The sequence below is a fragment of the Algoriphagus machipongonensis genome (assembly GCF_000166275.1).
GTDB lineage: Bacteria > Bacteroidota > Bacteroidia > Cytophagales > Cyclobacteriaceae > Algoriphagus > Algoriphagus machipongonensis.
Genome location: NZ_CM001023.1, coordinates 156,718 through 180,117, shown reverse-complemented (window position 1 = coordinate 180,117; position 23,400 = coordinate 156,718). Strand labels below are relative to the sequence as shown.

The 23,400-nt window shown below is 37.2% G+C and carries 23 protein-coding genes; 5 read left to right on the top strand and 18 right to left on the bottom strand.

The window, feature by feature from the left end; genetic code table 11:
* Position 1: 1 nt before the first annotated feature.
* Entirely contained in the window at positions 2–1,345 is a 1,344-nt protein-coding gene (locus ALPR1_RS00840) for a hypothetical protein (RefSeq protein ID WP_008197742.1), read from the bottom strand.
* A 370-nt stretch (positions 1,346–1,715) separates the two neighbouring features.
* Between ALPR1_RS00840 and ALPR1_RS00835 the strand changes: the two genes are divergently transcribed.
* Entirely contained in the window at positions 1,716–2,318 is a 603-nt protein-coding gene (locus tag ALPR1_RS00835) for a trimeric intracellular cation channel family protein (RefSeq protein ID WP_008197740.1), read from the top strand.
* Between the two features lie 186 nt (positions 2,319–2,504).
* On the opposite strand, the gene ALPR1_RS00830 is transcribed toward ALPR1_RS00835, so the two are convergent.
* The 17 genes from ALPR1_RS00830 to ALPR1_RS00745 form a co-directional block, all read right to left on the bottom strand.
* Positions 2,505–3,605, bottom strand: coding sequence for a DUF4221 family protein (locus tag ALPR1_RS00830; RefSeq protein ID WP_008197738.1), 1,101 nt, complete (start codon positions 3,603–3,605; stop codon positions 2,505–2,507).
* Entirely contained in the window at positions 3,598–4,776 is a 1,179-nt protein-coding gene (locus ALPR1_RS00825; RefSeq protein ID WP_008197736.1) for a DUF4221 domain-containing protein, read from the bottom strand. The genes ALPR1_RS00830 and ALPR1_RS00825 overlap by 8 nt, the downstream gene beginning before the upstream one ends.
* The gene (locus tag ALPR1_RS00820; RefSeq protein WP_008197735.1) at positions 4,773–5,918 is read right to left on the bottom strand and encodes a DUF4221 domain-containing protein; all 1,146 of its coding nucleotides are present in this window, start codon (positions 5,916–5,918) and stop codon (positions 4,773–4,775) included. Before ALPR1_RS00820 ends, ALPR1_RS00825 begins: the two co-directional genes overlap by 4 nt.
* Positions 5,911–7,074 carry a DUF4221 domain-containing protein gene (locus ALPR1_RS00815; protein ID WP_008197734.1) on the bottom strand — a complete coding sequence of 388 codons (1,164 nt, stop codon included), beginning with the start codon at positions 7,072–7,074 and terminating at the stop codon, positions 5,911–5,913. Before ALPR1_RS00815 ends, ALPR1_RS00820 begins: the two co-directional genes overlap by 8 nt.
* Positions 7,075–7,080: 6 nt before the next feature.
* Positions 7,081–8,217 carry a DUF4221 domain-containing protein gene (locus tag ALPR1_RS00810; protein WP_008197733.1) on the bottom strand — a complete coding sequence of 379 codons (1,137 nt, stop codon included), beginning with the start codon at positions 8,215–8,217 and terminating at the stop codon, positions 7,081–7,083.
* 13 nt (positions 8,218–8,230) lie between these two features.
* Entirely contained in the window at positions 8,231–9,373 is a 1,143-nt protein-coding gene (locus ALPR1_RS00805) for a DUF4221 domain-containing protein (RefSeq protein ID WP_008197732.1), read from the bottom strand.
* A 4-nt stretch (positions 9,374–9,377) separates the two neighbouring features.
* Entirely contained in the window at positions 9,378–10,526 is a 1,149-nt protein-coding gene (locus tag ALPR1_RS00800; RefSeq protein ID WP_008197731.1) for a DUF4221 family protein, read from the bottom strand.
* A gap of 5 nt (positions 10,527–10,531) precedes the next feature.
* On the bottom strand, positions 10,532–11,671 hold the full coding sequence (locus ALPR1_RS00795) for a DUF4221 domain-containing protein (protein ID WP_008197730.1): 1,140 nt from the start codon (positions 11,669–11,671) through the stop codon (positions 10,532–10,534).
* Between the two features lie 54 nt (positions 11,672–11,725).
* Positions 11,726–12,868: a DUF4221 domain-containing protein gene (locus ALPR1_RS00790; protein ID WP_008197729.1), complete on the bottom strand. Its 1,143-nt coding sequence runs from the start codon at positions 12,866–12,868 to the stop codon at positions 11,726–11,728.
* Positions 12,869–12,873: 5 nt separating this feature from the next.
* On the bottom strand, positions 12,874–13,992 hold the full coding sequence (locus ALPR1_RS00785) for a DUF4221 domain-containing protein (protein ID WP_008197727.1): 1,119 nt from the start codon (positions 13,990–13,992) through the stop codon (positions 12,874–12,876).
* A 3-nt stretch (positions 13,993–13,995) separates the two neighbouring features.
* The gene (locus ALPR1_RS00780; protein ID WP_083796105.1) at positions 13,996–14,277 is read right to left on the bottom strand and encodes a DUF4221 family protein; all 282 of its coding nucleotides are present in this window, start codon (positions 14,275–14,277) and stop codon (positions 13,996–13,998) included.
* Between the two features lie 28 nt (positions 14,278–14,305).
* Positions 14,306–15,145, bottom strand: coding sequence for a DUF4221 family protein (locus tag ALPR1_RS00775; protein WP_161599212.1), 840 nt, complete (start codon positions 15,143–15,145; stop codon positions 14,306–14,308).
* Positions 15,146–15,192: 47 nt separating this feature from the next.
* Positions 15,193–16,347: a DUF4221 domain-containing protein gene (locus tag ALPR1_RS00770; RefSeq protein ID WP_008197723.1), complete on the bottom strand. Its 1,155-nt coding sequence runs from the start codon at positions 16,345–16,347 to the stop codon at positions 15,193–15,195.
* Positions 16,348–16,351: 4 nt separating this feature from the next.
* Positions 16,352–17,623: a DUF4221 family protein gene (locus ALPR1_RS00765; protein WP_008197722.1), complete on the bottom strand. Its 1,272-nt coding sequence runs from the start codon at positions 17,621–17,623 to the stop codon at positions 16,352–16,354.
* Positions 17,624–17,630: 7 nt separating this feature from the next.
* On the bottom strand, positions 17,631–18,743 hold the full coding sequence (locus ALPR1_RS00760; RefSeq protein WP_008197721.1) for a DUF4221 domain-containing protein: 1,113 nt from the start codon (positions 18,741–18,743) through the stop codon (positions 17,631–17,633).
* Between the two features lie 3 nt (positions 18,744–18,746).
* Positions 18,747–19,886: a DUF4221 domain-containing protein gene (locus ALPR1_RS00755; RefSeq protein ID WP_008197720.1), complete on the bottom strand. Its 1,140-nt coding sequence runs from the start codon at positions 19,884–19,886 to the stop codon at positions 18,747–18,749.
* A 307-nt stretch (positions 19,887–20,193) separates the two neighbouring features.
* On the bottom strand, positions 20,194–20,499 hold the full coding sequence (locus ALPR1_RS00745; protein ID WP_008197719.1) for a DUF4286 family protein: 306 nt from the start codon (positions 20,497–20,499) through the stop codon (positions 20,194–20,196).
* A 111-nt stretch (positions 20,500–20,610) separates the two neighbouring features.
* Here ALPR1_RS00745 and ALPR1_RS00740 point away from each other — a divergent pair, with 111 nt between their 5' ends.
* From ALPR1_RS00740 to ALPR1_RS00725, 4 genes are all read left to right on the top strand, one after another.
* Positions 20,611–21,276 carry a carotenoid biosynthesis protein gene (locus tag ALPR1_RS00740; protein ID WP_008197718.1) on the top strand — a complete coding sequence of 222 codons (666 nt, stop codon included), beginning with the start codon at positions 20,611–20,613 and terminating at the stop codon, positions 21,274–21,276.
* A gap of 74 nt (positions 21,277–21,350) precedes the next feature.
* A complete protein-coding gene (locus ALPR1_RS00735) occupies positions 21,351–21,797 on the top strand; it encodes a sterol desaturase family protein (RefSeq protein ID WP_008197717.1) in 447 nt (148 codons plus the stop codon).
* Positions 21,794–22,690, top strand: a complete 897-nt coding sequence (locus ALPR1_RS00730; RefSeq protein ID WP_008197716.1) for a MerR family transcriptional regulator — start codon at positions 21,794–21,796, stop codon at positions 22,688–22,690. Before ALPR1_RS00735 ends, ALPR1_RS00730 begins: the two co-directional genes overlap by 4 nt.
* A 193-nt stretch (positions 22,691–22,883) precedes the next feature.
* Positions 22,884–23,396, top strand: coding sequence for an RNA polymerase sigma factor (locus tag ALPR1_RS00725; protein WP_008197715.1), 513 nt, complete (start codon positions 22,884–22,886; stop codon positions 23,394–23,396).
* Positions 23,397–23,400: the final 4 nt, after the last annotated feature.

Sequence of the window (23,400 nt, the reverse complement as noted above, 5' to 3'; positions counted from 1 at the left end):
TTTAGAAATAATAACCAAGGTTAATGTTTAATCTAGTGTTCCAATAGGGATCACGGTCAATAGGATTGCTGTCGCTTATGGGTTCCAAATAATTAACTCCCCTTCCGGTTCCTGCAGAGTTGCCTCCAAAGGAATCCGTAAGCCAAGGTTGGTTGATTCCACCAGCAATATCAAAATAGCAATATATTTTCCCTGCGCTAATTAAGGCACCTGGAACGAGCATGTGCGTAGGAGTAAAGCGCTCATTTACTCCGTTAAGCCGGATTTCTCCGAATTTTTGCATGTAGGTATAGTCTGTGTATAGTTGAATGTTTCTGATGGGACCCCATTTTAAGGGGATATCATAGGATGCACCTATGGTGTACATCGCTGCTTCGGAAGCAACATCATAGGTGCCAAATCCATAGGCCCCCATTTGGACGAAATCCAATTCGTTGCCATTATCATCTTGGACATTTTTGTAGTTGTAATAAATAACCTGTGTCTTTAGATTCCATTGGCCCCAATTATTTTCAAAATGAATGGCTCCTGCAAATTGTCTACCTGTGTGAGTGGTTTGTTGATTGTAAACCTCATGCGTCTGGAGTGAAAGACCTATTTCACCAGCGTTGAGAAGCTTTGCAGCTCTTAAATTGATCTGCCTTCTCTCAATATTACTATTCCCCGGGATAGGGACTACATCGTAGGAATATCGGGCAGAAGCTGGAACCCCAAAAGTCAATTCGTTCGTACCTCGAGGTTCTGAAAGTAAAAAATAGGCGATATTAAATCTCCATTTATCTATCTCTTTTGTAAAGTTAAAGCCGATTTGATGGTCATCTTCCAAACCCACATAATAGGGAGTCATAAACCACCAGCTGTGAGATGCATATGTGAGTAAGCCAAAAGGCACTTGGGTAATACCTACTTGTAAATTGGTGCTAGGATTAAATCGGTATCCGATCCATCCATATTTGATGAAATGTGTATTAAAAGTCGGGTAAAATCGGTACTCAAAAGAAAGCTGTAGACCATCGCTGTAGGAGTCTACATTGATTCTCCATGTATCCCAAGTCCAGTCATTTCTGGTATCAGTTCCTAATGGGAATGTTTGGCCTTCATAGATCGTGTAAATGGTATTGAGACGGAGGGCTCCTCCAATTTTTAGCCAAGAAGTGTCTTTTTTGGTTTCCTGAGCAGCGAAATTTGCAAATTCTAGCGTGGCCTTGGAGTGGCCATAATCTTTTTTAAAAATGTTGGTTAAAGTAAAACCCCTATTGATAGAATCTGCAGGAAGATCTCTAGCCAAGATGGAAGTCGCTACCAGTAACAACTGAAAAAGTAAAAAGAAACGTAAACGAATCATTGGCGGTAGATTTTCCTACTTCGATTGATTAGAGTTAAATCACTAATTAAAAAGGTACGGTTTCTATGGATTAAATGAAATAGAATTACTATTTAAACTAGAAATAATAAGATTATTCCGTTGGATTGATCAATAAATTATCAAATAAAAAGAAGCTTTCAGTAATCTGGAGAACTTATAATTTTGATAAATGTTTTCCTGTATTAATCTAAATAGACAGGATCTTGCTATTCATGCGATAGGATCGAAATTTCATTTAATTTTGGATTAGAAAATTGGAAAGAGAAATTCTCCATTTGTAAAAGGTAAAAAACTCGGATAAATAAACTTCATAAATATTTAATAAAATTTAATTGTAAACAATTTAAAAATGGATCTTCAATACGCTTTAGAGCTTGTAGGAACCTTTGTTTTTGCTATTTCTGGTGCTTTGGCTATCCGGGAGCGAGAGCATGATATGTTCGGGGCAGGGTTTACCGGCTTTATTACTGCAATTGGGGGTGGTACTTTGCGTGATATCCTGTTGGATAGTTATCCATTGGTGTGGATTGGAGATGTAAAGTTTTTGTATGCTATTTTGGCCGGTGTTTTGGCGGCTTTTATTTTCCCCAATTTTCTAAGTAGGCTTCGCAAGACCTTCTTTTTGTTTGATACGCTCGGAATTGGATTTTTTACCGTTTTGGGTGTTGAAAAAGCATTGAGTTTGGGAGTGAGACCGGAGATTGCTGCAATTATGGGAATGTTTTCGGCAGTGATGGGAGGCGTGATCCGCGATACCCTGACAAATGAAATCCCGATTCTTTTCCGAAAAGAAGTGTATGCTTCAGCTTGTCTGGCTGGCGCTGTTTTGTATGTGGTTTTGGATTATTTCGAAGTAGACCGTAATTACAATATGTTGATATCCATGTCATTGGTGATTAGTATTCGGTTTTTGGCAATGAAATATAAATTGAGCTTACCGAGGCTTGATTAGAATTCAGAAATCTCTAGAAAGTCTCAGCTCTCAGTCTCAGTGTTCAGATCGAACATTGAGGATTTCTAGTCCAAATTTAAGGTGGTGGGTGTTTTTTCAATCCCAGATAAAAATCTCTTTTGGCAAATTCCCGCAGATGTCCGCAGTTCAATGCAGAATTTGGATTAATCCCTATCCATTATTTATCTAATTGAAGTTAAAGTCAAAGACAAAAAACTCAAGTTCTTCTGTTTCTTTATTAAAAACCCAAAACTTTCCTTCTCGGACAAAATAGGTGGTAATACTGAAAGGTAAATTTGAGAGATCTTCTTCATGGATTAGTTTAAAATCATCAGAAAAAACAAGCAAGAATTGATTGGGTATTCCAGCTCGGACTTGGTTCTCTCTTTTCTTACTTGCTATTCGATAGTATCGTTTATAGGATGAGTCATAAACTATTCGGGAATAATTAATTTCAAGTCCTTCCATTTCTAAAATCTTTGTTAGATCCGCAGTAGAACCTGATTTTGGATATTTTCCATCCTTTCTTTTCGGAACTTTGGTTGGTTCGAAATCATGAAATTCCAAACTCTTTGAATTTAGATCAAGGGCATAAAAGTCAATTCCATCATCATGATAAACTAAAATATGATGATCGAAATATTCTGCTTCTTGCATCCCGCTTATTGTTAATCTCCCCAGATCAATTTCAAGAGATTTTCTATATGCCATGCTATCCAAAGGAGATACATGGAAAACAGTGTCTTTTAGATTTACCCAAGCAAGGGATTGGTTACCATTTGTTGAAGTTGTAAGACCAAAAAGAAATTGGCTGTCAGGAGATATTCTTGCTCCTTCAAAAAATCGGCTTTCAAAACCCATTTCGAAAATTGAATGGTAGGATGGGAAATTACTATTTAAAACTCCTTTTTCGTCAATAGAAAATAACCTTTTAGGTGTTAATAGCTGGATATTTCCATTTTCTTCAGGGATGTAATCAAATGTGGCACCTATCCCTTTTGGACCTTCTTTTTCAAATGGAATAGTGAGTACAAATTCTTTTTTTTCCAGATCTATTTTGTCTAAGGCAAGGTTATAATCATCAAAAAAATATAGGTATTGTTCATCTTGGGAAAGCTTAACTTTTGGTATACCATGACCTAGGTTGAATAAATGTTCTCCTGAATTAATGGTTACCGTATCATAAGAAAATTCGAATTCTAAAGTGATTGGATTTTCTGCTTTTCTAACATTTTCCTCGCAAGCAACTATAGCTATTAAAACGAAGAACAATAAAATTCTATTCATTTTCGAACCTTGGTTGGAGGCGGACAAACGCAATTTGATTTTCTAATTTCAAAAATGTGTACAACATTCCTTCATGGACGAAGGTCTTATTGACAAAATACTCTCCAGGGATAAATGCAGATAAATCCAGTTTTTCCTCGTGAATCAAGTTGAGGTTTTCATCAAAAATCGACAATACAAACCTGAAATATCTTCCACCTTCTTCAGGTTCTGCTTGAACTTCTCTGCTATAGCGATAGAAGCGCTTATTTTTAGGATCTTTGATAATCGGACCAAAGACTACTTCCTGGAATTTTCTTTTTTTGGCCAGATTAAATTCTTGCATAGAACCCACTTGTTTCCGGAAGTAGCCCCGCTTAATATTGGATATGAGACTACTTTTGTAAACTCTATGAACCACAGAATCATTAGCTGCATAATAGTACCAGAGCTCGTTTTTGTAGGAGTTGGTAGCAATGAAGTTGCGGCCGTCTAAGGTTATGAATTTGTATTCTGGAACCACCGTGCTTTTCCCTTCCCTATATTCCCATCGGATTAAAAATTTTTCAGATTGATCTCTGAAATTCACAGGTATCAGTTGTAGGGATTTCGTAGTTAAATCCACTTTTGCCAGACCGACAATCCGGCCATTCGAAGGATAGTAGCCATAATAACTGGCGAAATAAGATCCATCTTCAGCAATCTCTCCCATGCCGTTTACTTCCTGGCTTTCCCCAAGATCATCTCCCTCTAGTTTGTGACTTTGGAGGCGATAGGAGTCTTTTAATTGGGTGTCTTCTCCCATTCTAAGTATCTCAAAGTAGTCCCTGATGATAAAGTCTCCATTTCTGATTTTTTTGATACCTGTAGGAAAATACTTTCTGATCCCGTTTGGACCATGCACATCAAACTGGATATGTTTTATCAGCTTTTGTTCAGCAATGTCATAGACGTCCACCCGGGCTGTTCCAGGGTCCAAATTATAAAATAATCCTTCTGCGGCATCGTAGTCCGAAGACACCAGATTCATGTCCAGATAGGGCATGGAGTCACCAGAATCCATGATGACGGTATCTAAAGAATAATCAAATTGAAAGCCAACAGAATTTTGAGGCACTACTTCCACCTTTTCCTTTTTAGTCGAGCAACTGAAAATCAGGGATAGGAAAAGAAAAGGAAGAAGTCGTCTCATTTTTCGATGCTTGGTTTGAGTCTTACAAAAGCCAGTTCATCATCTAAATTCATAAAGCTATACAACATTCCATCTTTGAAAAACCGAGTAGACGATGTGATGTAGTTTTCTAAAGGTTGTTCTTTCAACATGGTATAGTCCGTATCGAAAAAAGTGACCACATCCTTTGTCACCACAGAATCTGCAATCATACGATCCAAATCTGTACTTATTCTCCAAATAAGGTTTTTTTCCTTTTGTAAGATCATTGGACCAAATTTGACCTGCTTGTTTTTTTCATTGGAGGATGCAAAAAGCGCTTCTTGAGTATCTACCTGAGTTGGGAAGTTTTTGATCCTTTCATTTCCGGTGAGACTGGCTTCAAAGGTTTTATGAAGTAAACTATCCATCTCAAAATCATAAATATAGACTTCATTCATAGCAGAATTACTGAGAATTAGCTCTCCATTGATAAACTTCGTATATGAATCTTCTCCTGTAGACATCATGGCATTTCCGTTCATTTCCAGCATGATTCGGAATTCATCTAGCTTCGAAATCGCATCTGTTGGGACGAAATTCAATTCCATCTTTTCCAAGTCAATTATAGCAAGTCCTTTGGCGGGTTTTCTGAAATCTTCATCTTCCAATTGCCCTACATAAGTTTTTCCATCCGGTGAAAATGTCCCCAAGTAACTAACCACATCTGTTTCCCCAAATTCATATCCGCTCAAGGTATTTTTATCGAATTTATATTTTTTCACCAATTCGCCTTTAGGACTTATTTCCACAATTTTATTGAAGTCAAAGAGTATCAGATTCCCATTTCCGAGTACTTGAAGTTTGGAAATGTAGCCAGCCCCGATTCCATTTGGACCCTCTTTTTCCAACTGGATAGTTTCTGCCAGTGCCAAAGCATCTAGGTCTACCACCTCCAGCAAAAGAGATTCAGGATTAAGGTTATAGAGCAGCTTTTTGCCTTGGGTTAAATCTGAAATTCCCAGACCCCAGTTTAGGAAAAAAAAGTGATCCTTAGCATCTACCATGACTGTATCGATGCTGTAAGAGAATTCTATATTAATCTGATTTAGCTCATTGTTGGTCTCTTTAGAAGAGCAGCCGATTAATAAAGCTCCTAGTAGAAATGTTAAGTATTTATTCATAGTTAATAGTTGGTTTGAGTCTTACGAAAGCAACTTCATCCTCGATATTCAAAAAGGTCCAGATCGCTCCGTTTTTGACGAATACTTTGTAAGGAAGTACAAAATCTTCTTGAAGCAAAATTTCTCCCAATTGGTCAAATTGGGGGTCGAAGACTGTCAGGACGGTTTTAAATAAAGGTGTTTCTCCCTTCATTTTATTAAATTCCTTGGTGAACCTCCAATACACCTGATGCACTTTGTCATAATAAAGTCTTCCATAATTCACTTCCTTTTGTGTTTCCTTGGTCAGCTCTCTATATGCTACTTCATCATCCATTCGGCTAGGATAGCTGGAAGTGATTTCATAGCTAGTGAATTCGCTGGAATAGGTTTTATGGCTGATCGAATCAGTTTTTAAATTGTAAAAGTAAAGTTGGTTGACGCCTCCATTTGAAAAGATAAGGGTATCATTTTTAGACAGTAAATAAAAGGAAGAAAACATGGCTCCTGCCGGATTATCATTAAAGTAAAAATTTACCCGGTATTTTTCGAGACTTTTAAGAACATCGACGGGTTTGTAATAGAATGATTCTTTTTGAAAATCAAACACTGCGATACCCATTGGTGCTTTTTCTAAGAATTTATCTGCATAAAATGTTATTAGTGAATTTCCATCCTCAGAAAGTGTTTGGTTTAAGTCAATTCGTAAGTCATCAGGAAGTTTTTCTCCTTCAAAATTGTGATCTGCAAGATTTAATGTGGATAACTTAGTTCCTTCCTGATCAAATCGATAAAGAAAATAACTATCAGAAAGGTAAAAAGTATCGTCATCCAGCACATCTACAGAAGAGATATAAGGATGCCTGATATTATTAGGACCATCCAAACTCATAGGAATTACCTGTTTCAGCTTTAATTCTTCCAGATTGATGATTTCAACACCGGGTTTTTCTGCACCTGTTTTAAAATTGTACAAATACTTTCCATCCTTTGAAAGGTCCGAGGACATCATCTGCCAGTTGACATGGATAAACTCCTCTCCTGCATCAATCATGACTGTATCCAGTTCATAAGATATTTCAACAGATTTACTGGCAGGATTTTCTGAATTTTCTTTGCTGCTGCAACTGGCCATTACTGCTAGAAAAAGAGGCAAAAGGTATCTGGAATTTTTCATAATTGTTTAAAAATCAAAAGAGTAAACAACAAAGGCTGGGTTTTCACCTTGAACTGATTTGAGGTAATATTTGCCATCCCTCATAAATGCCGAATAAGGTTGATTGTCTAATTCTTTGATAAGCTTTTCTCCGGTCAGCTTCCAATCTTTATCATAAGAAAATAGATATACATCCGATCCTATTTCCCTTCCTTCATCATTGTATCGAGCGTTCATATCCGCAAACCTGAAATACATTTCTTTTTCTTTGTCCCAAAAAAACTCACCGAAAGTAATTAGCTTTTTGAGGGTTTTTCTTTGGGCAAATAAGGCCTCTCTAGAATCAATATTAGCGGAAATATCTCCGGTTTTTGAGGCAGGAACTAGCTGATGAGGAAAATTAATTAGCTGGAGAGAGTCCGTTTTCCAATCATATCTGTAAATATCGGATGTGGCTCCGCTGTAGATAATAAATTGATTATTCAGGAATTTGATTCTGTCAAAGTCCCCAATGGCAGTAGCTCCATTTCCTTCTCTAAATACAAGTTGGTATTTACTAGTCAGTTCCAGGGCAGGTAGATCCAGAATCTTTGCGCTCATGTCCTCAGGGTTAATTACGGCAAGCCCTTCAATAGATTCTCCAAAAATATTGGGAAGGGAAACCATTTTGGATTTATCTGGACTGATATGAAGTGAATTGGTCATGGAATAGCCCGCATCATTCGGGATACCATCCAAATTTTCAGGTCTGACTTTGTAGTTAGCTACATTTTCTCCCGAGATTTTAAAAACTCCAGTTTGAGCATAGCCTCCCAAAAAAACTTCGTTGTCCGGTAATATTTGAAAGGTATTTGGATATTTTGGAATTGCATCGGGTCCATCTTGTTGAAATACATAGCGATTCAGAAGCTTCATATTCTCTAGATCAATTTCATGGATTTCATTTTGCATATAGAGAAAATACCCCTTGGTTTGATCAGAGCTTAGATCATTTACATAATAAGCTCCGGGATTAAAAATCTCCTCGCCCACATCTACCACCAGGGTATCCACAGAGAAAGTCAGGTTTTCGAGGAGGTTTAAAGATTCAGCATTTTCTGAATTGCCTTTTTCGCTGCAGGCAGCAAAGAGAATAAGAATAAAAAAGGGAATTAGTTTTTTCATAATTTGATATAGATTAAAATTCCTGATAGTGTGGTTTCACTCTTACAAAAGCCATCTCATCATTTAGGTTGATATAGGAATACAGCATACCATCCTTGAAAAAGGATTGATAATAGGAGTAATCATATCCTACTTTTTCCTCATGCAATTGATTGAGATCAGAGTCAAAAATTGTCAGCACTGTTTTGAGTACAATAGAATCTCCAATCATTCGATCCTGGTCATAACTGAATCTCCAAAATTTTTCATTCTGCTCATCATAGAGAAATTTGCCAAATTTCACCTCTTTGGAGCGCTCCTTGAAAGTGGCATTACGGTCTTCTTCACTGCTAGATTCATTAGTGGAATTTCCTTTTTTTGCTTCTGATGTGAGTTGGGAATGAAACACCTTATGAATTAGAGTGTCATTTATCATGTCAAAGACAAATGCTTCATTAAAAGCGCTTGTGGATACAATTAGATTGTTTTTTGATTTTGCGATATAGGATGATTCTCCTTTTTCAAAACCATATTGGTTTTGTATAATAAACTGTTTGAGGCTATTGAGTTCAGGAATAGGGATTTTTCGGATTCTAGAATTAACTAAATCAACCAATGCCAGACCTTTGGTTTCGCCCAACTTCATACCAGCATCTTCCTTGTAGATTGCATAAAGATGAGATCCATCATCACTAACGACGGGGTAATACTCGAAACGCTCTCCTTCTTCCATCTCATCTCCCTTGAGATGATTGGGGCCTATTTTGATAGTTTTCATTTCGGTCCTCAGAGAGTCAAAAACTCTATACTCATTCCACCCTTCTACCACCAACTCATTCTGCTGGGTAATACTAATCCCAAAAACTACTGGACCAATGCCTTTTGGACCTTCTTTTTCCATTGGTTCTATTTCGATCAACTCTAGCTTATCCAAGTCAATAATTTCCAGGTTTGGGGCAGATATATTTAAGTTGTATAAAAATTTCTTGTCAGGAGATACAGTAGCGGTAGCCAAATAGATCTCCATAAAGTAAAACCTGTCCTTGAAATCAATTGTAACTGTGTCGATTTCAACAGAAAAAGTGAAAGGCTGGTCCTCTTTCATTATTATTTCTTTTTCACCGTCACATGAGGCAAGGATAAAAAGTGCGATGATTGGAAATAATATTCTTCTCATGATTTTAAAAATCAAAAGTGAATACTGCGAAGCCCAGTTCGTCTTCGACATTGACGAAAGAGTAGAGCTTGCCGTTTTTGAAAAATGGAAATTCGGGGAACTCGTCTAAGTCCTCTAGTTCTGTTTCTCCGATAAGGTTTAGATTTTCATCAAAGGTTAATAGGAAAACTTGCCTTTTGGAAGGAATATCTTCAGATAGACTTGGGATGAGAATATTGGCAAAGCGGAAAAAATTCTTTCTGCTTTCATCCCAAAGCAATCCTCCAAAGGTGATTTGTGTATGAATTTTATTGATTTCTTCCCTCCAGGCTTCTCTTTCCGTGAATTCTGTCATTTTTGGGGGCTCAGTTTTCTCCTTTGGAGTATGTTTTAAATCAAAAGAATGGAGTACTAATGAGTCATTTTTTGGATCAATCGTATAGATATCACTTGTCGCTGAGGAGGTGACAAAGAACTTACCGAAGAACTCGGATAGAAAATATTCCTCCACATAGACTTGCATCATTGGCCCATCAGTAAGAATAACTTTATATTCTTGTGTTTTGTCCAAGGCTGGTAAAGGGAACAGTTTCCCTTCTTTGTTTTCTCTGTTGATAATGGCCAGTTCAGCTGACTGGTCTCCTTGATCGAAATCCGAACCTGGCACTGTATAGTACCATTTTAGATCTTCAGTTACCTTTAGTCGGTTATTTTGAAGTGTTTTATCTTTGATTCCTTGGATGTCCTCTTCTTCGAGATTAATTGTCTCCTGTTTAATGCCTTCAAAATCGAAAATCGCAGCAGTATTGAATGTCATCAAATAGAATTTGTCCTCCGTAATGAGATCCAAATTCCACAGAAAACTTCCTACTCCATTTGGACCTTCCTTTTCATAGGGTATCTTTTTTTCCAGATTCAGTTGATCCAGGTTGATGACCGAAAGTTTGTTGTCACTTTCTGTAAACAAAAAGAGATTTTTTCGATCCTTACTGATATCTGCCAATCTAAGATGATTCGATAAATCAATGATTTCCTCCCCTGGATCTACGACTACCGTGTCCACTGTAAAAGTTAGATTCTCTAGGATATTATCTGTGTTTGCATCTTCAGAACTGCCTTTTTCACCGCAGGCTGCGCAAAGTATAAGGCTTAGAAATGGGAGGATTTTTTTCATTTTATTTAAAAATCAAAAGTGAATACTGCAAAGCCGAGCTCGTCATCGACGTTGACGTAGGACCAGAGTTTGCCGTCTTTGAAGAAATAACTCTGTGGAAATTGATCATACCCTTTTATCTGGCTTTCTCCTAATAGGTTTAGTTCCTTATCATAGACCAAAAGAAATACTTCATAGGAAGCTGGATCTTTTCTAGTTTCTCCTAAAATGGACCTACTTGCCAAACGATAAAATCTTGATGTAGATTCATCCCAATGCAGTCCCCAATAACTGATCTGGGAAACTACTTTTTTATATTCTTGCCACCATTCATTGGATGAGCTCACGTCATTTTTAATCTCACCTGATTTTTCAGTAGGAATTAATTTGTGAGAAAAGTTTAAGTATAAAAGACTGTCAATGCTCGTGTCGTAGAAGTAAACCCCACTTCCAATAGAACAAGTAATAATGAAATCATCTTTGAAGGATGTAAGGTTGTAAACTTCCGTAAATGCAGCTCCTCCATCTCCTTCAATCTGAGTTACTCGGAAATTTCGAGATTTTTCCATTTCAACTAAATTCAGAACCTGAACAGATTGGGATTTAGGGTTTGTGATTGCAAATTCAAATTTGCCAGTGGTAATATCACCAGGAAGGGAGTAATGTTTCTCTGATTTTGGGCTCCATAGCATCTGATTAAGAATAGCAAATCCGCTCATTGACCCTGCTCCTTCCAAATCGTTTGGTTTTAGGTTGAATGAACGAGTCTGCTCTCCTTGTAAATTGAAAATTCCTGGATTCTGATAAGAAGGAATAAAAATCGTTTTATCAGATAGAAGTTGAAATGAGTTGACTCGTCCAGTACCATTTGGGCCGTCCTTTTCATATTGATAATTTTCTTTCAGAGTCATATTCTCCAAATCTATTTCTTGGAAAAGATTTCGATCTGGGTCATAAAGAAACAGTGATTGCTTATCTGAAGATAGATCAAACCATCTCAATCCATATCTAAGGTTTATGAGCTCTTTTCCTGGGTCTAAGACTAAGGTATCTACGGAATAAGTCAAATTCTCTAAAAGATTGTCTGACTCTGTTTTTTCAGAACCGTCTTTTCCCCCGCAAGAGGCTAGGCAGATGAGTGATAGGAGTGGTAATAGTTTTTTCATTTTAAGAATATGGAATGAAAAAGATAATAGTTTTAAAACTAAAGCAAGATGATTTTAAAAATCAAAAGTAAATACTGCGAATCCGAGCTCGTCTTCGACATTGACGTAGGACCAGAGTTTGCCCTCTTTAAGAAAATAGAAAGCAAGTTGGTCAGTGACTCCATCCAAATACTTTTCACCCAGAAGATTTAATTCCTTATCGTAGACAAATAGGTAATATTCGAAACTATATGAGTTGGCATCGCTGGGGTCATCTCGAAGCACTTTTCTACCCAATCGAAAAAAACGATTCGTTTTCTCATCCCATAGCAATTTCTCAAAACTAACTTGGGAGGAAGACTTTAGCATTTCATCATTAAACTCGTCCCTGCTGGTGACTTCCTTTTTCAATTTTCCAGTCTTGGCAGGTGGGACAATCTGATGGTCAAAAGTGACTAGGTGAAGCGAATCATTTTGGTAATCATATTGATACAAGGATGAGGTGACTTCCGTAGTGATGTAGAGTTTACCGTTGATTTCTTGAAGGTTGAATTGGGGAGCCGAAAACATACTTCCCTGATCGCTATGCAATGCTACGAAATAGTTGTCGGCAATATCCAATCCCGATAAGTCAATCAGCTTTCCGGTCTTTTCTGAAGGGCTGAGCTTGACCAAGTCTTTGCCCCCTTGGTTGAATAAGCCAGACAGGGAAAATAGCCAATTTGCACCAGAAGCCAGAATCAACTGATTCCCAAAGGGTGTGTTTTCATCCAAACCGCTGAATTCTTCTGTGTTCAAATTAAAATTCTGAACCTTGGTGCCTGTCCGCCCAAAAACACCTGCAGATTGGTACCCTGTTATTAAAAACTGCTCTTCAGGTAATACTTGTTGGTTTTGAACATAAGGACCAGTTCCATTGGGACCTTCCTTTTCGAAGCTGAAAAAGTCACGCAATTTTAGCTCATTTAGATCCACTTTGGCAATAACGTGATCTTGGTGATTGAAAATGTATAGAAAGCGATTATCCTCTGAAAAACTGCTGGAGCTTTTCAGTTGATATCCGCTGGAAATAACGAGTAATTCCTCCCCTGGATCTATCACTACTGTATCCACGGAGAAGGTTAGATCTTCCAGAATATTAGAATTGGAAGACTCAGAATTTTCATTACCTCCGCATGAAAACAGCGCTAGAAACAAGAAATAGGATAGTTTTTTCATTTTATTTAAAAATCAAAAGTGAATACTGCGAATCCCAGCTCGTCATCGATGTTGACATAAGAATAGAGTTTTCCTTCTTTAAAAAATTTCAAACCATAATAATTGATGGGGAAGATTTCTTCATGTACTTGGTTTAGGTCTTTATCAAAAATGGTGACTACTTCCTTAAAGACAGTTGAATCACCGATTTTCCGATCTAGCTCTCTGGAAAATCTAAAGAATTTCTCGTTGACTTCATCGAAATAAAATCCACCAAATTCCACATCTTCATTCATTTGTGTAAAGGAATCCCGCATTTGTTCCGGAGCATCTAGAGTAGTTTTGGTGGGAAGCTTTTTTGTATCAGCGGTTATCTGGGAATGGTAAGTTTTGTGAGTGATAGAATCTGTCTTTAAATCCAGCACATATACTTCGTTAAAATTGTGAGAGGAGATCAAAACCTGTTCTTTCCTTGGTAATATATCGACTTGTTCAAATGATCTGGATTGCAATTTTCCATCTATGTATAGGGTTACCAAATAGTCTTGCGTCCTTTGCCACAGATCCATTGGGATTTTTTTGACTTTCATATCATTGAGCGTAAGGATCGCTATTCCGGTTTTGGGCTCATCCATGTTTTCAGGTCCGTATGGAACCAGAATGTATTGGCCATTTTGGGAAATTTGGAATTCCTGACCTAGCGTCTCTCCCTCCTCTAGGCCAATAGGCTTGTCACTTCGGAATTGATAGAGGACCTGATTTTGCAAAGAGGGATCGAACTCACGAATATCTGTGAAGCCTACAAAGAAAAATTTTCCATCATCACTGATACTCAAGTATCGAGGAAAACCAGTGCCAAGAGGTCCTTCTTTTTCCATTTTTATCCGATCCACCAGTTTCATTTGTTCCAAATCGATTACTTCCATTTCTGTAGCATCGAAATTGAAATTATACAGCTGTTTTTCGTCCTTGCTTAAATCTGCGATTCCCAATGCTCTTCTGAGATAAATGAAGTCATCTCCTGCGTCCACCATCACTGTGTCACTGCTGTAAGAAAATTTAAATTCTTCCTGACTGGATTCTTCAGTTGGTCTGTTACATGCCAAGCAAATGCTGAGCAGAATAAATGGAAGTAATTTTTTCATGTGTTAAAAATTAAAAGTGAATACTGCGAAGCCGAGTTCGTCTTCGACGTTGACGTAGGACCAGAGTTTGCCGTCTTTGAAGAAATAGGTACTAGGCATTGTTTTTAACTCATCCAGCTTGGTTTCTCCTAGGACATGGAAATCTTCATCATAAGCAAAAAGGTAAATTTCAAAGGTCCTTGGATCTCCTTTTTCCTTGCCTTCAAAAGTCTTCTTCCCAAATCTCCAATACATTTCCCTGCTTTCGTCCCATAAAAAGGTCTGAAAGTTGAGTTCCTCACCTATTTTTCGGCGGTTTTCCTTAACTGTTGCCTCATCTGTGGGATTTTACCAAGTCAACTTGCATCTCATTGGGAACAGTTTGATGCTGGATATCCTTAAATTCCATTTGATTGGTTTTTTTATCAAAAACATAAGCTCCACTCATAGGAGAACAGGATATGATCAGCTTACCAGGCAAAGAAGTAGTGTACCTGGATGTTCCAAAATAAAAGAAGGTTGTATATTCTCCTGATTTGGTTTCGAATGTGCCACTAAGATCATCCACAATTTTCATCTTGGGGATTGGATAAACTTCCGCACTGTTAGTTTGTGGGTCAATGACGAAAAGACCATATTCCCCTGCTTTTTCAAATGACGGCTGCGTGTAAATCTTTTGTGTATCAAAGTCATATTCAGGCCTTCCAAAAAGTGAGATGTAGTCTCCCGCTAAATCTGGATCTATTCCCTCTGGAACTACTTTTAAGTCTTTCTCTAATTTCCCCTGCAAATCAAAAATTGCCATGGTGGTAAAGCTTTGTATATACAATTGGTCTTCCGGGCCCACCGAAAACCCTGTGAGGTAGGGACCGATTCCATTTGGGCCTTCAGCTTCAAAATCAGTTTTGTCAATCAACTTCATTTGATCTAAATCTACCCTTACCAACTTTGGAGGGCTGTTTTCAAAAAACAGCAATTCACTTTTATCCTGATTTAATCCGTTTGTGCCGAGTCCGAAATTCAGATTAAAAAAATCATCACCCGCATCTACCACCAGAGTGTCAACCGAAAAAGTGAGATTTTCGAGGAGGTTTACGGGTTCCTCATTTTCTGATTCTTTGGCTCCACAGGAAGCAAATAGGGCAAGAAGTGCAAAGGAAAATAGTTTTTTCATGGATTTATTAGTTAAAAGTGAAATCGCTAAAAGCTGCTTCATGATTATTAAAAATCAAAAGAGATCACAGCGAAACCTAAGTCGTCATTTACATTGACATAGGAATAAAGTTTATCGTCTTTAAAGAATACATGGTAGTCGATCCTTTCTTCCAAATCTAACTTGGTCTCACCTAGCAGATTGAATTCTGGATCATAGGCTAAAAGGAAATATTCAAATGTAAATTCCTCTTCAGGTGTTTTTGGCATAAACACTTTTCGGGCAAACCTTAAGTACATTTCTCGAGAAGGATCCCATTTCAGGTTTTGAAAATAGATCTGTGAATTTACTTTCGCCATTTCCTCGTTAAAGCTTTCTTGTGAGGCAGGCCTATTGTTTATTTCACCTGTTAGTCTGTTGGGAACCAACTGATGATCAATTTGAATAAACTTGGTTTCATCGGTTTTGGGATCATATACATAAAAATCACCCATGGCAGAACATGAAATCAAGATTTTACCCTCGTGTTGAGTCAAATAAACTTCCTGAGGAGAACCTTGAGATGCGCCATTTTCTTCGAATAAAATACTGTACTTTTTTACAATCTCCATTTCTGGAACTTCGATTATTTTGGCTGATTTAGATTTCAGATCAATAGACACCAGTCCCTCTTTCTGTCCTGCCGATTCCATTTCTCTTTCAACAGGCCAGGAAAAGATCTTATCGTTTTCCCAATCGTAAATGCTATTTCCATAAAGGTTGAAGAAATTCTCTGCCAAATTGGGATCAAGGCCTTCCGGCTTTGTTTTAAGGTCTTTGATTTTGGTCCCATTCATGTCAAAAACCCCATAGGAAGCATTATTACCTAATAAAACAAGTTTTTCTTCAGGGCCTACTTGAATAGTTCCTACAAAAACTCCCACTCCATTGGGTCCCTCGGATTCAAATTCTGTTTTACTCACTAAGGACCTTTTGTCCAAGTCAACCTTTAGGAGTTTGGGAGGCATATTTTCAAAATAATACAGGAATTTGTTATCTGGTGAGAGGTCTAGAGAACGAATTCCCATCGATAGGTTGAAAATATCCTCGCCTGGGTCCATTACCACCGTGTCAACCGAATAAGTGAGATTTTCGAGGAGGTTTGCGGGTTCCTCATTTTCAGATTCTTTGGCTCCACAGGAAGCAAAAAGGATAAGAAGGGTAATGGAAAATAGTTTTTTCATGGATTTAAAAGTTAAAAGTGAATATGGCGAAGCCGAGCTCGTCTTCGATGTTGACATAAGACCAGAGTTTTCCGTCTTTGAAAAAGGGATAGTTTGGCACCTTTACCAATTCATCTATCTTGGTTTCTCCAATTAGATTGAGCTTTTTATCATATGCGAAAAGGTATACCTCTTTTTCACTTTTTGCGTTGAGATCATCGGTATCTTCCAGGATTGACGCAAAGCGGAAATACATTTCCCGTTGATCATCATATAAAAAGTCCCTATAAGAAATTTGAAACACTAAGGAGTTGCTTGCTTCACGGACCTCTTCACTAGATGAAACCTTATTGGAGAAAGGGGGTATTTGATCATTGGGTACAATTTCGTGTTGGGGGGATTTGAAAGTCAGGGTGCCGCTGGTAAGATCGTATATATAAACTTTACTGGTACCTTTAGAATAAATCAGTACTCGATTTTTTTCCACTTTCACCCCAAGGTTTGCAAAATCGGCGATGTGATGGGCTATCCCTTCACTATGGGTAAATCGGAGTCGGGTCAAGAATTTAAATTCCACTAAGTCCACCAGCTTTTCTTTATTTATTTTGGGATCAAATATTCCCAAATACACTTTCTCTCTCTCAATATTCTGGTGTAGAAAATAAATTTCTTTTCCATCTGCGCTAAACTGGAGACTTTCATATTTGGCCTCGGTGGGTGTGTCTATTAAATCGGAAAAATCTTTTTCTGAAAATTGATAGGAAGACAATTTTTGTGTCTGGAAATTATAGATTCCAAAAGAGTGGTAGTCTGTAAATCCTATTTGATTATTATCCAGTAATTGGAAATACCAGATTCTAGGTTGAACACTGTTAGGCCCTTCTTTTTCAAATTGGTAGGATTCCACCAATTCTAGGCGTTCTAAATCAAACTGGTAGAGGTTGTTTGATTTTTTATTTAAAGCATAAAGAAATTTTTTATTGGGGGATACATCAGAATTATTTAAACCTTGAGGTAGGTAAATTAGAGTGCCTTTCGAATCAGTGAGCACAGTGTCAATTTTAAAGGAAAGATTTTCTAGAAAGTTGGTTGGGGTTAGATCTTCTGCTTTCTGAATTTCTTCTTGAGCTTCCTCTTCCTCTATACTAATGATTGAATCTTCTTTTTCAGGATCTTTCTTTAATGAATCTATAGGATTTCTGACAATCGTAGGTTCATTCAACTCAACCTTGGATTCATCTTTTTTCTGACATGAGAAAATAACACATATAAAAATTAAAAGATAGGCGATTCTCATAGTTCTTTTAAAAATCAAAAGTGAATATGGCAAAGCCGAGCTCGTCTTCGATGTTGATATAAGACCAGAGTTTGCCGTCTTTGAAGAAGAAATCTCTGGGGAATTTTATTTCTTCAGGCAATTCCGCCTCGCCAATCAAATTGAAATTCTCATCATAGGCATACATAAAAACTTGGCTGGAGGAAATTTGCCATGTGTCATCTATACTATTCGCCTTTCTTCCAAATCGGAAATAAAGCTTATTGGATTCATCCCATTTAAGCGGCCCAAAATACATTCCCATGAAAAAATTTCTCATTTCTTCATGGTATTCTTGATCTGATTCTACAATGGTTTTCAGCTTGGTTTCATTGGTTATAGGACTAAGCTGATGGATAAAAGAGTGATAGTTCAGGGAATCAGTTTTTAAATCATAGCGATAAAATGAGCTGCTAGAAGGACTTAGTGCCAAAATCTGATTATTTACCTCCACCAAATACATGGATTCTTGAAAAACAGATTGTGCCGAAGTCCCAATTTTTAAGTCAAAAATCCAGTTCATCTCTTTAATTGAGAAATTGTCTATTTCGTAAGTTTGAAGATCAATTTTTGCAAAAGTTCTGGGACCTTGATATCTGACTCCTGGAAGTGAGAAGATACTTTTTAGATCTTTAGTAAGAATAACACTGTAATCTAACTCCTGCAGATCGCTTTCTAGAGGAAGAGATGAGATTGAAAAGTTTTTAAGCTTAGTGCCTTCTATTGAAAAAGTGCCCAATTTATTGAAAGCGGTGATAACGAATGTACTATCATCCAAAGTTTGTGTTTTTAAAACCATATCACTGATCCCGTTGGGTCCCTCCACTTCAAAGTCAAAGTCTCTCTCCCATTCTAATTGATCCAAATTGATCTGTTGGATCTGGTGAGTTCTTGAATTGAATAAATACAGGTATTTACCATTTTCAGAAACTGATGAAGAGCTTGGCCCCCTGTTTAATTCAAGAAGCTTTCCTTTGGAATCAACAATGACGGTATCTACAGAGATAGTCAGACTATCCAGGATATTGCCTGAGGAATTTTCCTCCTTTTTGGAACAGGAAAACAGAAGAATAATCAGTGAGAGGTTTATTATGAGTTTCATGTGTTAAAAATCAAAAGTGAATACTGCGAAGCCGAGTTCGTCTTCGACATTGACAAAGGACCAGAGTTTTCCGTCTTTCCAGAAATAGGAACTTGGGATTGTTTTTAACTCATCCAGTTTGGTTTCACCCAAGACATTGAAACCCTCGTCATAAGCGAGAAGATAAACTTCATCGCGAACAGGGTCGCTTTCCTTTTCCCCCAAAAATGTCCTGCTGGCAAAGCGATAAAATCGTTCTTTTTCCTTGTCCCATTTCAATTCATAGTATGAAACCTGACTTGCCACTTTTCGGTATTCATCCCAAAAAACAGACTCCTCAGTTACTTCATTTAAGATTTCACCAGATTTTTTTGTTGGGATGATTTTATGCGGTAGATCTACAAAATTCAAACTGTCGTTACTAGTATTATAGGTGTAGATTCCACTTCCTACGGTACAGGTGATAATTAAAGTTTCATCAAAAAGTGCCAGGGAGTATTCCTCCATTTCAATGGCTTTACCATTTTCTGTATTCCAGAAAACCTTAAAATCTCCGGCAATATCCATTTCTGGAAGTTTGATCAATTTTACTTTATTATTATCTGGATCTATAATTGCCAAATCTTTAACACCTGATATATAATCTCCCGGAAGAGAATAGAGAAGGCCTGACTTTGGATTAATAAGTATAGCATTTATCAGGGTGAATGGATCAGTTTCTTCAAGCCCTTCTGCTTCAGTAGGTTTAAAATTTAATCTTGAAACTAACTTGCCTTGTAGGTTGTAGATTCCTGATTTTGAAAAAGTGGGAATAAAAAGGGTTCTATCAGGTAAAATTTGAAAGTTCATGGCTTTGCCAATTCCATTTGGTCCTTCAAATTCATATGGATAAGTGGCTTTCAGTTTCAGGTCATTCAGATCTATCTCCTGAAAAATGGTTTGCTTCCGGTCAAAAAGTAATAGAGAAGATTCATCTACTGATATGTCAAAATACCTCAGTCCATTGGAGAGATTAATAATTTCTCCTTTCGAATCCACCACCACCGTATCAATAGAATAAGTCAGGTTTTCGAAAAGATTACTTGCATTGGAAGATTTGGAATCCTTGGACCTTCCGCAGGAAAAAAATAAAAGCAAACTAAAAATCAAAAATAGTCTTCGCATTCTATTTAGTTTAGAATGGAAAATAGTTAATACACTGCAAATATTTTAGTTAATATATCTAAAAAATTAATTTTCAGATTATAGGGTTGGCGAAAAGCTAGATTGCCGGGTCCTACTTTCTTTAGGACTGACCTAAATTTTATTCTTAAAAAATTGCCTCGTGAAGACACGAGGCAGGGCAATGACATTGATTTTGCCTTAGGTAAGACTTTTCAGCTTTTCATATCCCTTCGCAAGACAAGCTTTAGGAACTATTGCCTTCAACTTCCTACGTTTCGGAAGGGACGCGCTCATGCTGACAATGAAACTATTTAACCGCTTCCATCAAGGTTCGAAAAGCCAAAGCCTTCTGCCCATACCTGGCCTGAGTTTCATAGCGTAAAGCGTGAGCAAATCGACTTTCGTATTCAATTAATTTGCCTGTGTTCTCTGCGTAGAATTGCAGGCTGTAATTCGTGGCGTGATCATCTGGGCTATTCAGTAGACGAAAGAATCTATGCTCAGTAAACAATCCTGTTGCAAAAATGTCCGGAATATGAGTTTCTTTCATCCATTGGACAAAATCCTCTTCTATTTCGTTGAAAACGGTGAAAGTAATATTGTAAAGAATCATAGCGGAAGATTTTAGAGGTAATTTTGTTTTTTTGCAAACAGATTTGAGAATTCAAAGTTAGGAATCCCAAAACGAAAAACTGAATTTGCCCCTTGCAAAGCTTTTATATTTATGCATAAAATAGCACAGACCCCTCCTGAAGCGAAGAATAAGCGATTGCTAATTGCTCAAATTCTGGTGGTGGCCTTATATGGTGTGGGAATAATAGGAATGTCCTTACCTGAATACAGGGATTGGTTTTTATCCCTTTCCCCAGCTTTATTATTAGTGACACTTGCGATAATCCTACTATTCCATCGAGGTTGGACAGAATCTTTTCCTATCGCAGCGGCCTTTGCCTTTTGGATCGGCTTTGGTTCTGAGATCATCGGAATCCATACAGGGTATCTGTACGGGGATTACGTTTATGGACCTACGCTTGGACCCAAATTATGGGAAGTGCCCTTAGTAATAGGGGTAAACTGGTTTATTTTAACTTATCTGACGGCAGCTGTTTTTCATAAGTTTTCCAATGACTACTACGCTGCATTTATGGGCGCAACCGCCATGACGGCTTTTGACTATATTATGGAGCCGGTAGCGACAGCATTGGATATGTGGTATTGGAAATTTGATGTAATTCCTGCTAAAAATTACTTGGGCTGGTTTTTGATCTCATTCATCATTCATGTAATTTATAGAAAGGCCAATTTTGAGAAATCCAATCCTCTGGCAGCTTTTATACTGATTACCATGCTGTTGTTTTTTGCCATACTCAATTTTACATTGGACCTTTAATGGTATTTTAGAGTGCTTGAAAAGAATTTATCTTAGAATCATAACAAAACAGAAACTTTGTAGTTTTCTTTCAAATGATCATTGCTATCGGATTTATATTGTTGGGTTTTGCATTGATGGAGCTCTCAGGATGGGCTATTCACAAGTATCTAATGCATGGGCCACTATGGATGATACACAAAACACATCATGAGCCGAGCAAGCATGCATTTGAGCTAAATGACTTGTTTTCATTGTTGTTTGGTAGTATTGCTGTAATCCTGATCTTTTTGGGGATTTCAGAATTGGATTATCGATTTTGGATAGGAATCGGAATCAGTTTGTATGGTTTGCTGTATTTTATTTTACATGATGTTTTGATCCATAGAAGGATCAAGTGGTTTGAAAGACCAAAGAGTTTGTTTCTAAGAGGTATTTTTAAAGCCCACCAAGCTCATCATCGCAGCAATAAAAAGGACGATGCAGTGTCGTTTGGGTTGTTTGTAGTGCCGAAGGAATATTTTAAAGAAGAGGAAAAGTGAGCAGATATTTAATTAAAGATTTGGAGAATTTATCGGGGATAAAGGCTCATACATTGCGTATATGGGAACAGCGCTATAATCTTTTATGCCCTAAACGGACAGACACTAATATTAGATATTACGATGAAGCGGATTTGAAACTGATTTTGAACGTGGCTTTACTTAATGAGAAAGGCCATAAAATCAGTAAAATAGCTTCCATGACTCCCGAGTGTATCAGTGAAGAAGTGATCAAGTTGACAGATAGATCGCTGATGCATGATGATCAGATCCATTCCTTAACTATCTGCATGATTGAGATGGATGAGGAGAAATTTGAAAAAATTCTCACCACCAATATTATTAAGCTGGGTTTTGAGCAAACCATGCTTCATGTCATTTACCCCTTTCTGACTAAGATCGGAGTACTTTGGCAGACGGGAGCTATCAATCCAGCACAAGAGCATTTTATATCCAACTTGGTTAGACAAAAACTGATTGTGGCTATTGATGGTCAGGTTCCAAGTTCGGACGGAAAGAAGTTCATGTTGTTTTTGCCGGAAGGGGAGCTCCATGAAATTTCCTTACTTTTTGCTACCTACCTGATCAAAAGTAAAGGGCATAAAGTCATTTATTTAGGGCAAAGCACTCCTAAGAAGGATTTAGACGCTGTATATGAATTACATGCTCCAGAATTTTTGTTGACAGTTGTAACTTCAGTGCCTGTTGGTGATCAGGCTAATAACTATGTGGAGAAATTGGCAAGGAAATTTAATGAGGCAACGCTCTTGGTCTCGGGAATTCAGATCTTGGATAAGGAATATACCTTTAGTCCTAATGTGCACCTTTTGCATAACATTAATGATTTAAAAGCACAATTGGAAAGCTTAGAACAAGTACCAATAGAAAAATAGTTTATAGTTTATAAAAAAAGATTAAACAAAAGCATTTCTTCGGAAATGCTTTTTTTATGCCCTTACAGCTCATAATAGCCATTTATTAAATTTTTAGACAATAAATGTTTAATGAATAATAAAAAAAGTTAAACAAAAGCTTGTTCCTTTGTTTAATATATTCTACTTTTAATTAAACAAAAAATAAACTCCGATGACGACTCTAGAATTCAGCTACTCATTAAACAAGCTTTCAGGAAGTTTGAAGCCCTTCGCTCTGAAATTGACAAGGGATATGGATGATGCAAATGATTTACTTCAGGATACGATGGTGAAGGCTTACACCAATAAGGATAAGTTTTCTGAAGGGACAAACTTAAAAGCTTGGTTATATACCATCATGAAAAACACCTTTATTACCAACTATCAAAAAATGGTAAGAAGGGCGACTTTTGTAGATACTACAGATAATTTGCACTATCTTAATTCCAGTAGCACTGAAATCCAAAACGGTGTTTATGGCAATTTGGCAATGGAGGACATTCATGAATCTATTGGGAAGTTGGATGATGTTTATAAAGTGCCTTTTCTAATGCATTTCAAAGGATTTAAATACTATGAGATTGCAGATGATTTACAGATTCCAATAGGTACTGTAAAGAATAGAATTCATATCGCTCGAAAAATTTTGAAGGAAGACTTGATAGTTTACAAGCATAAAAATTAATTAA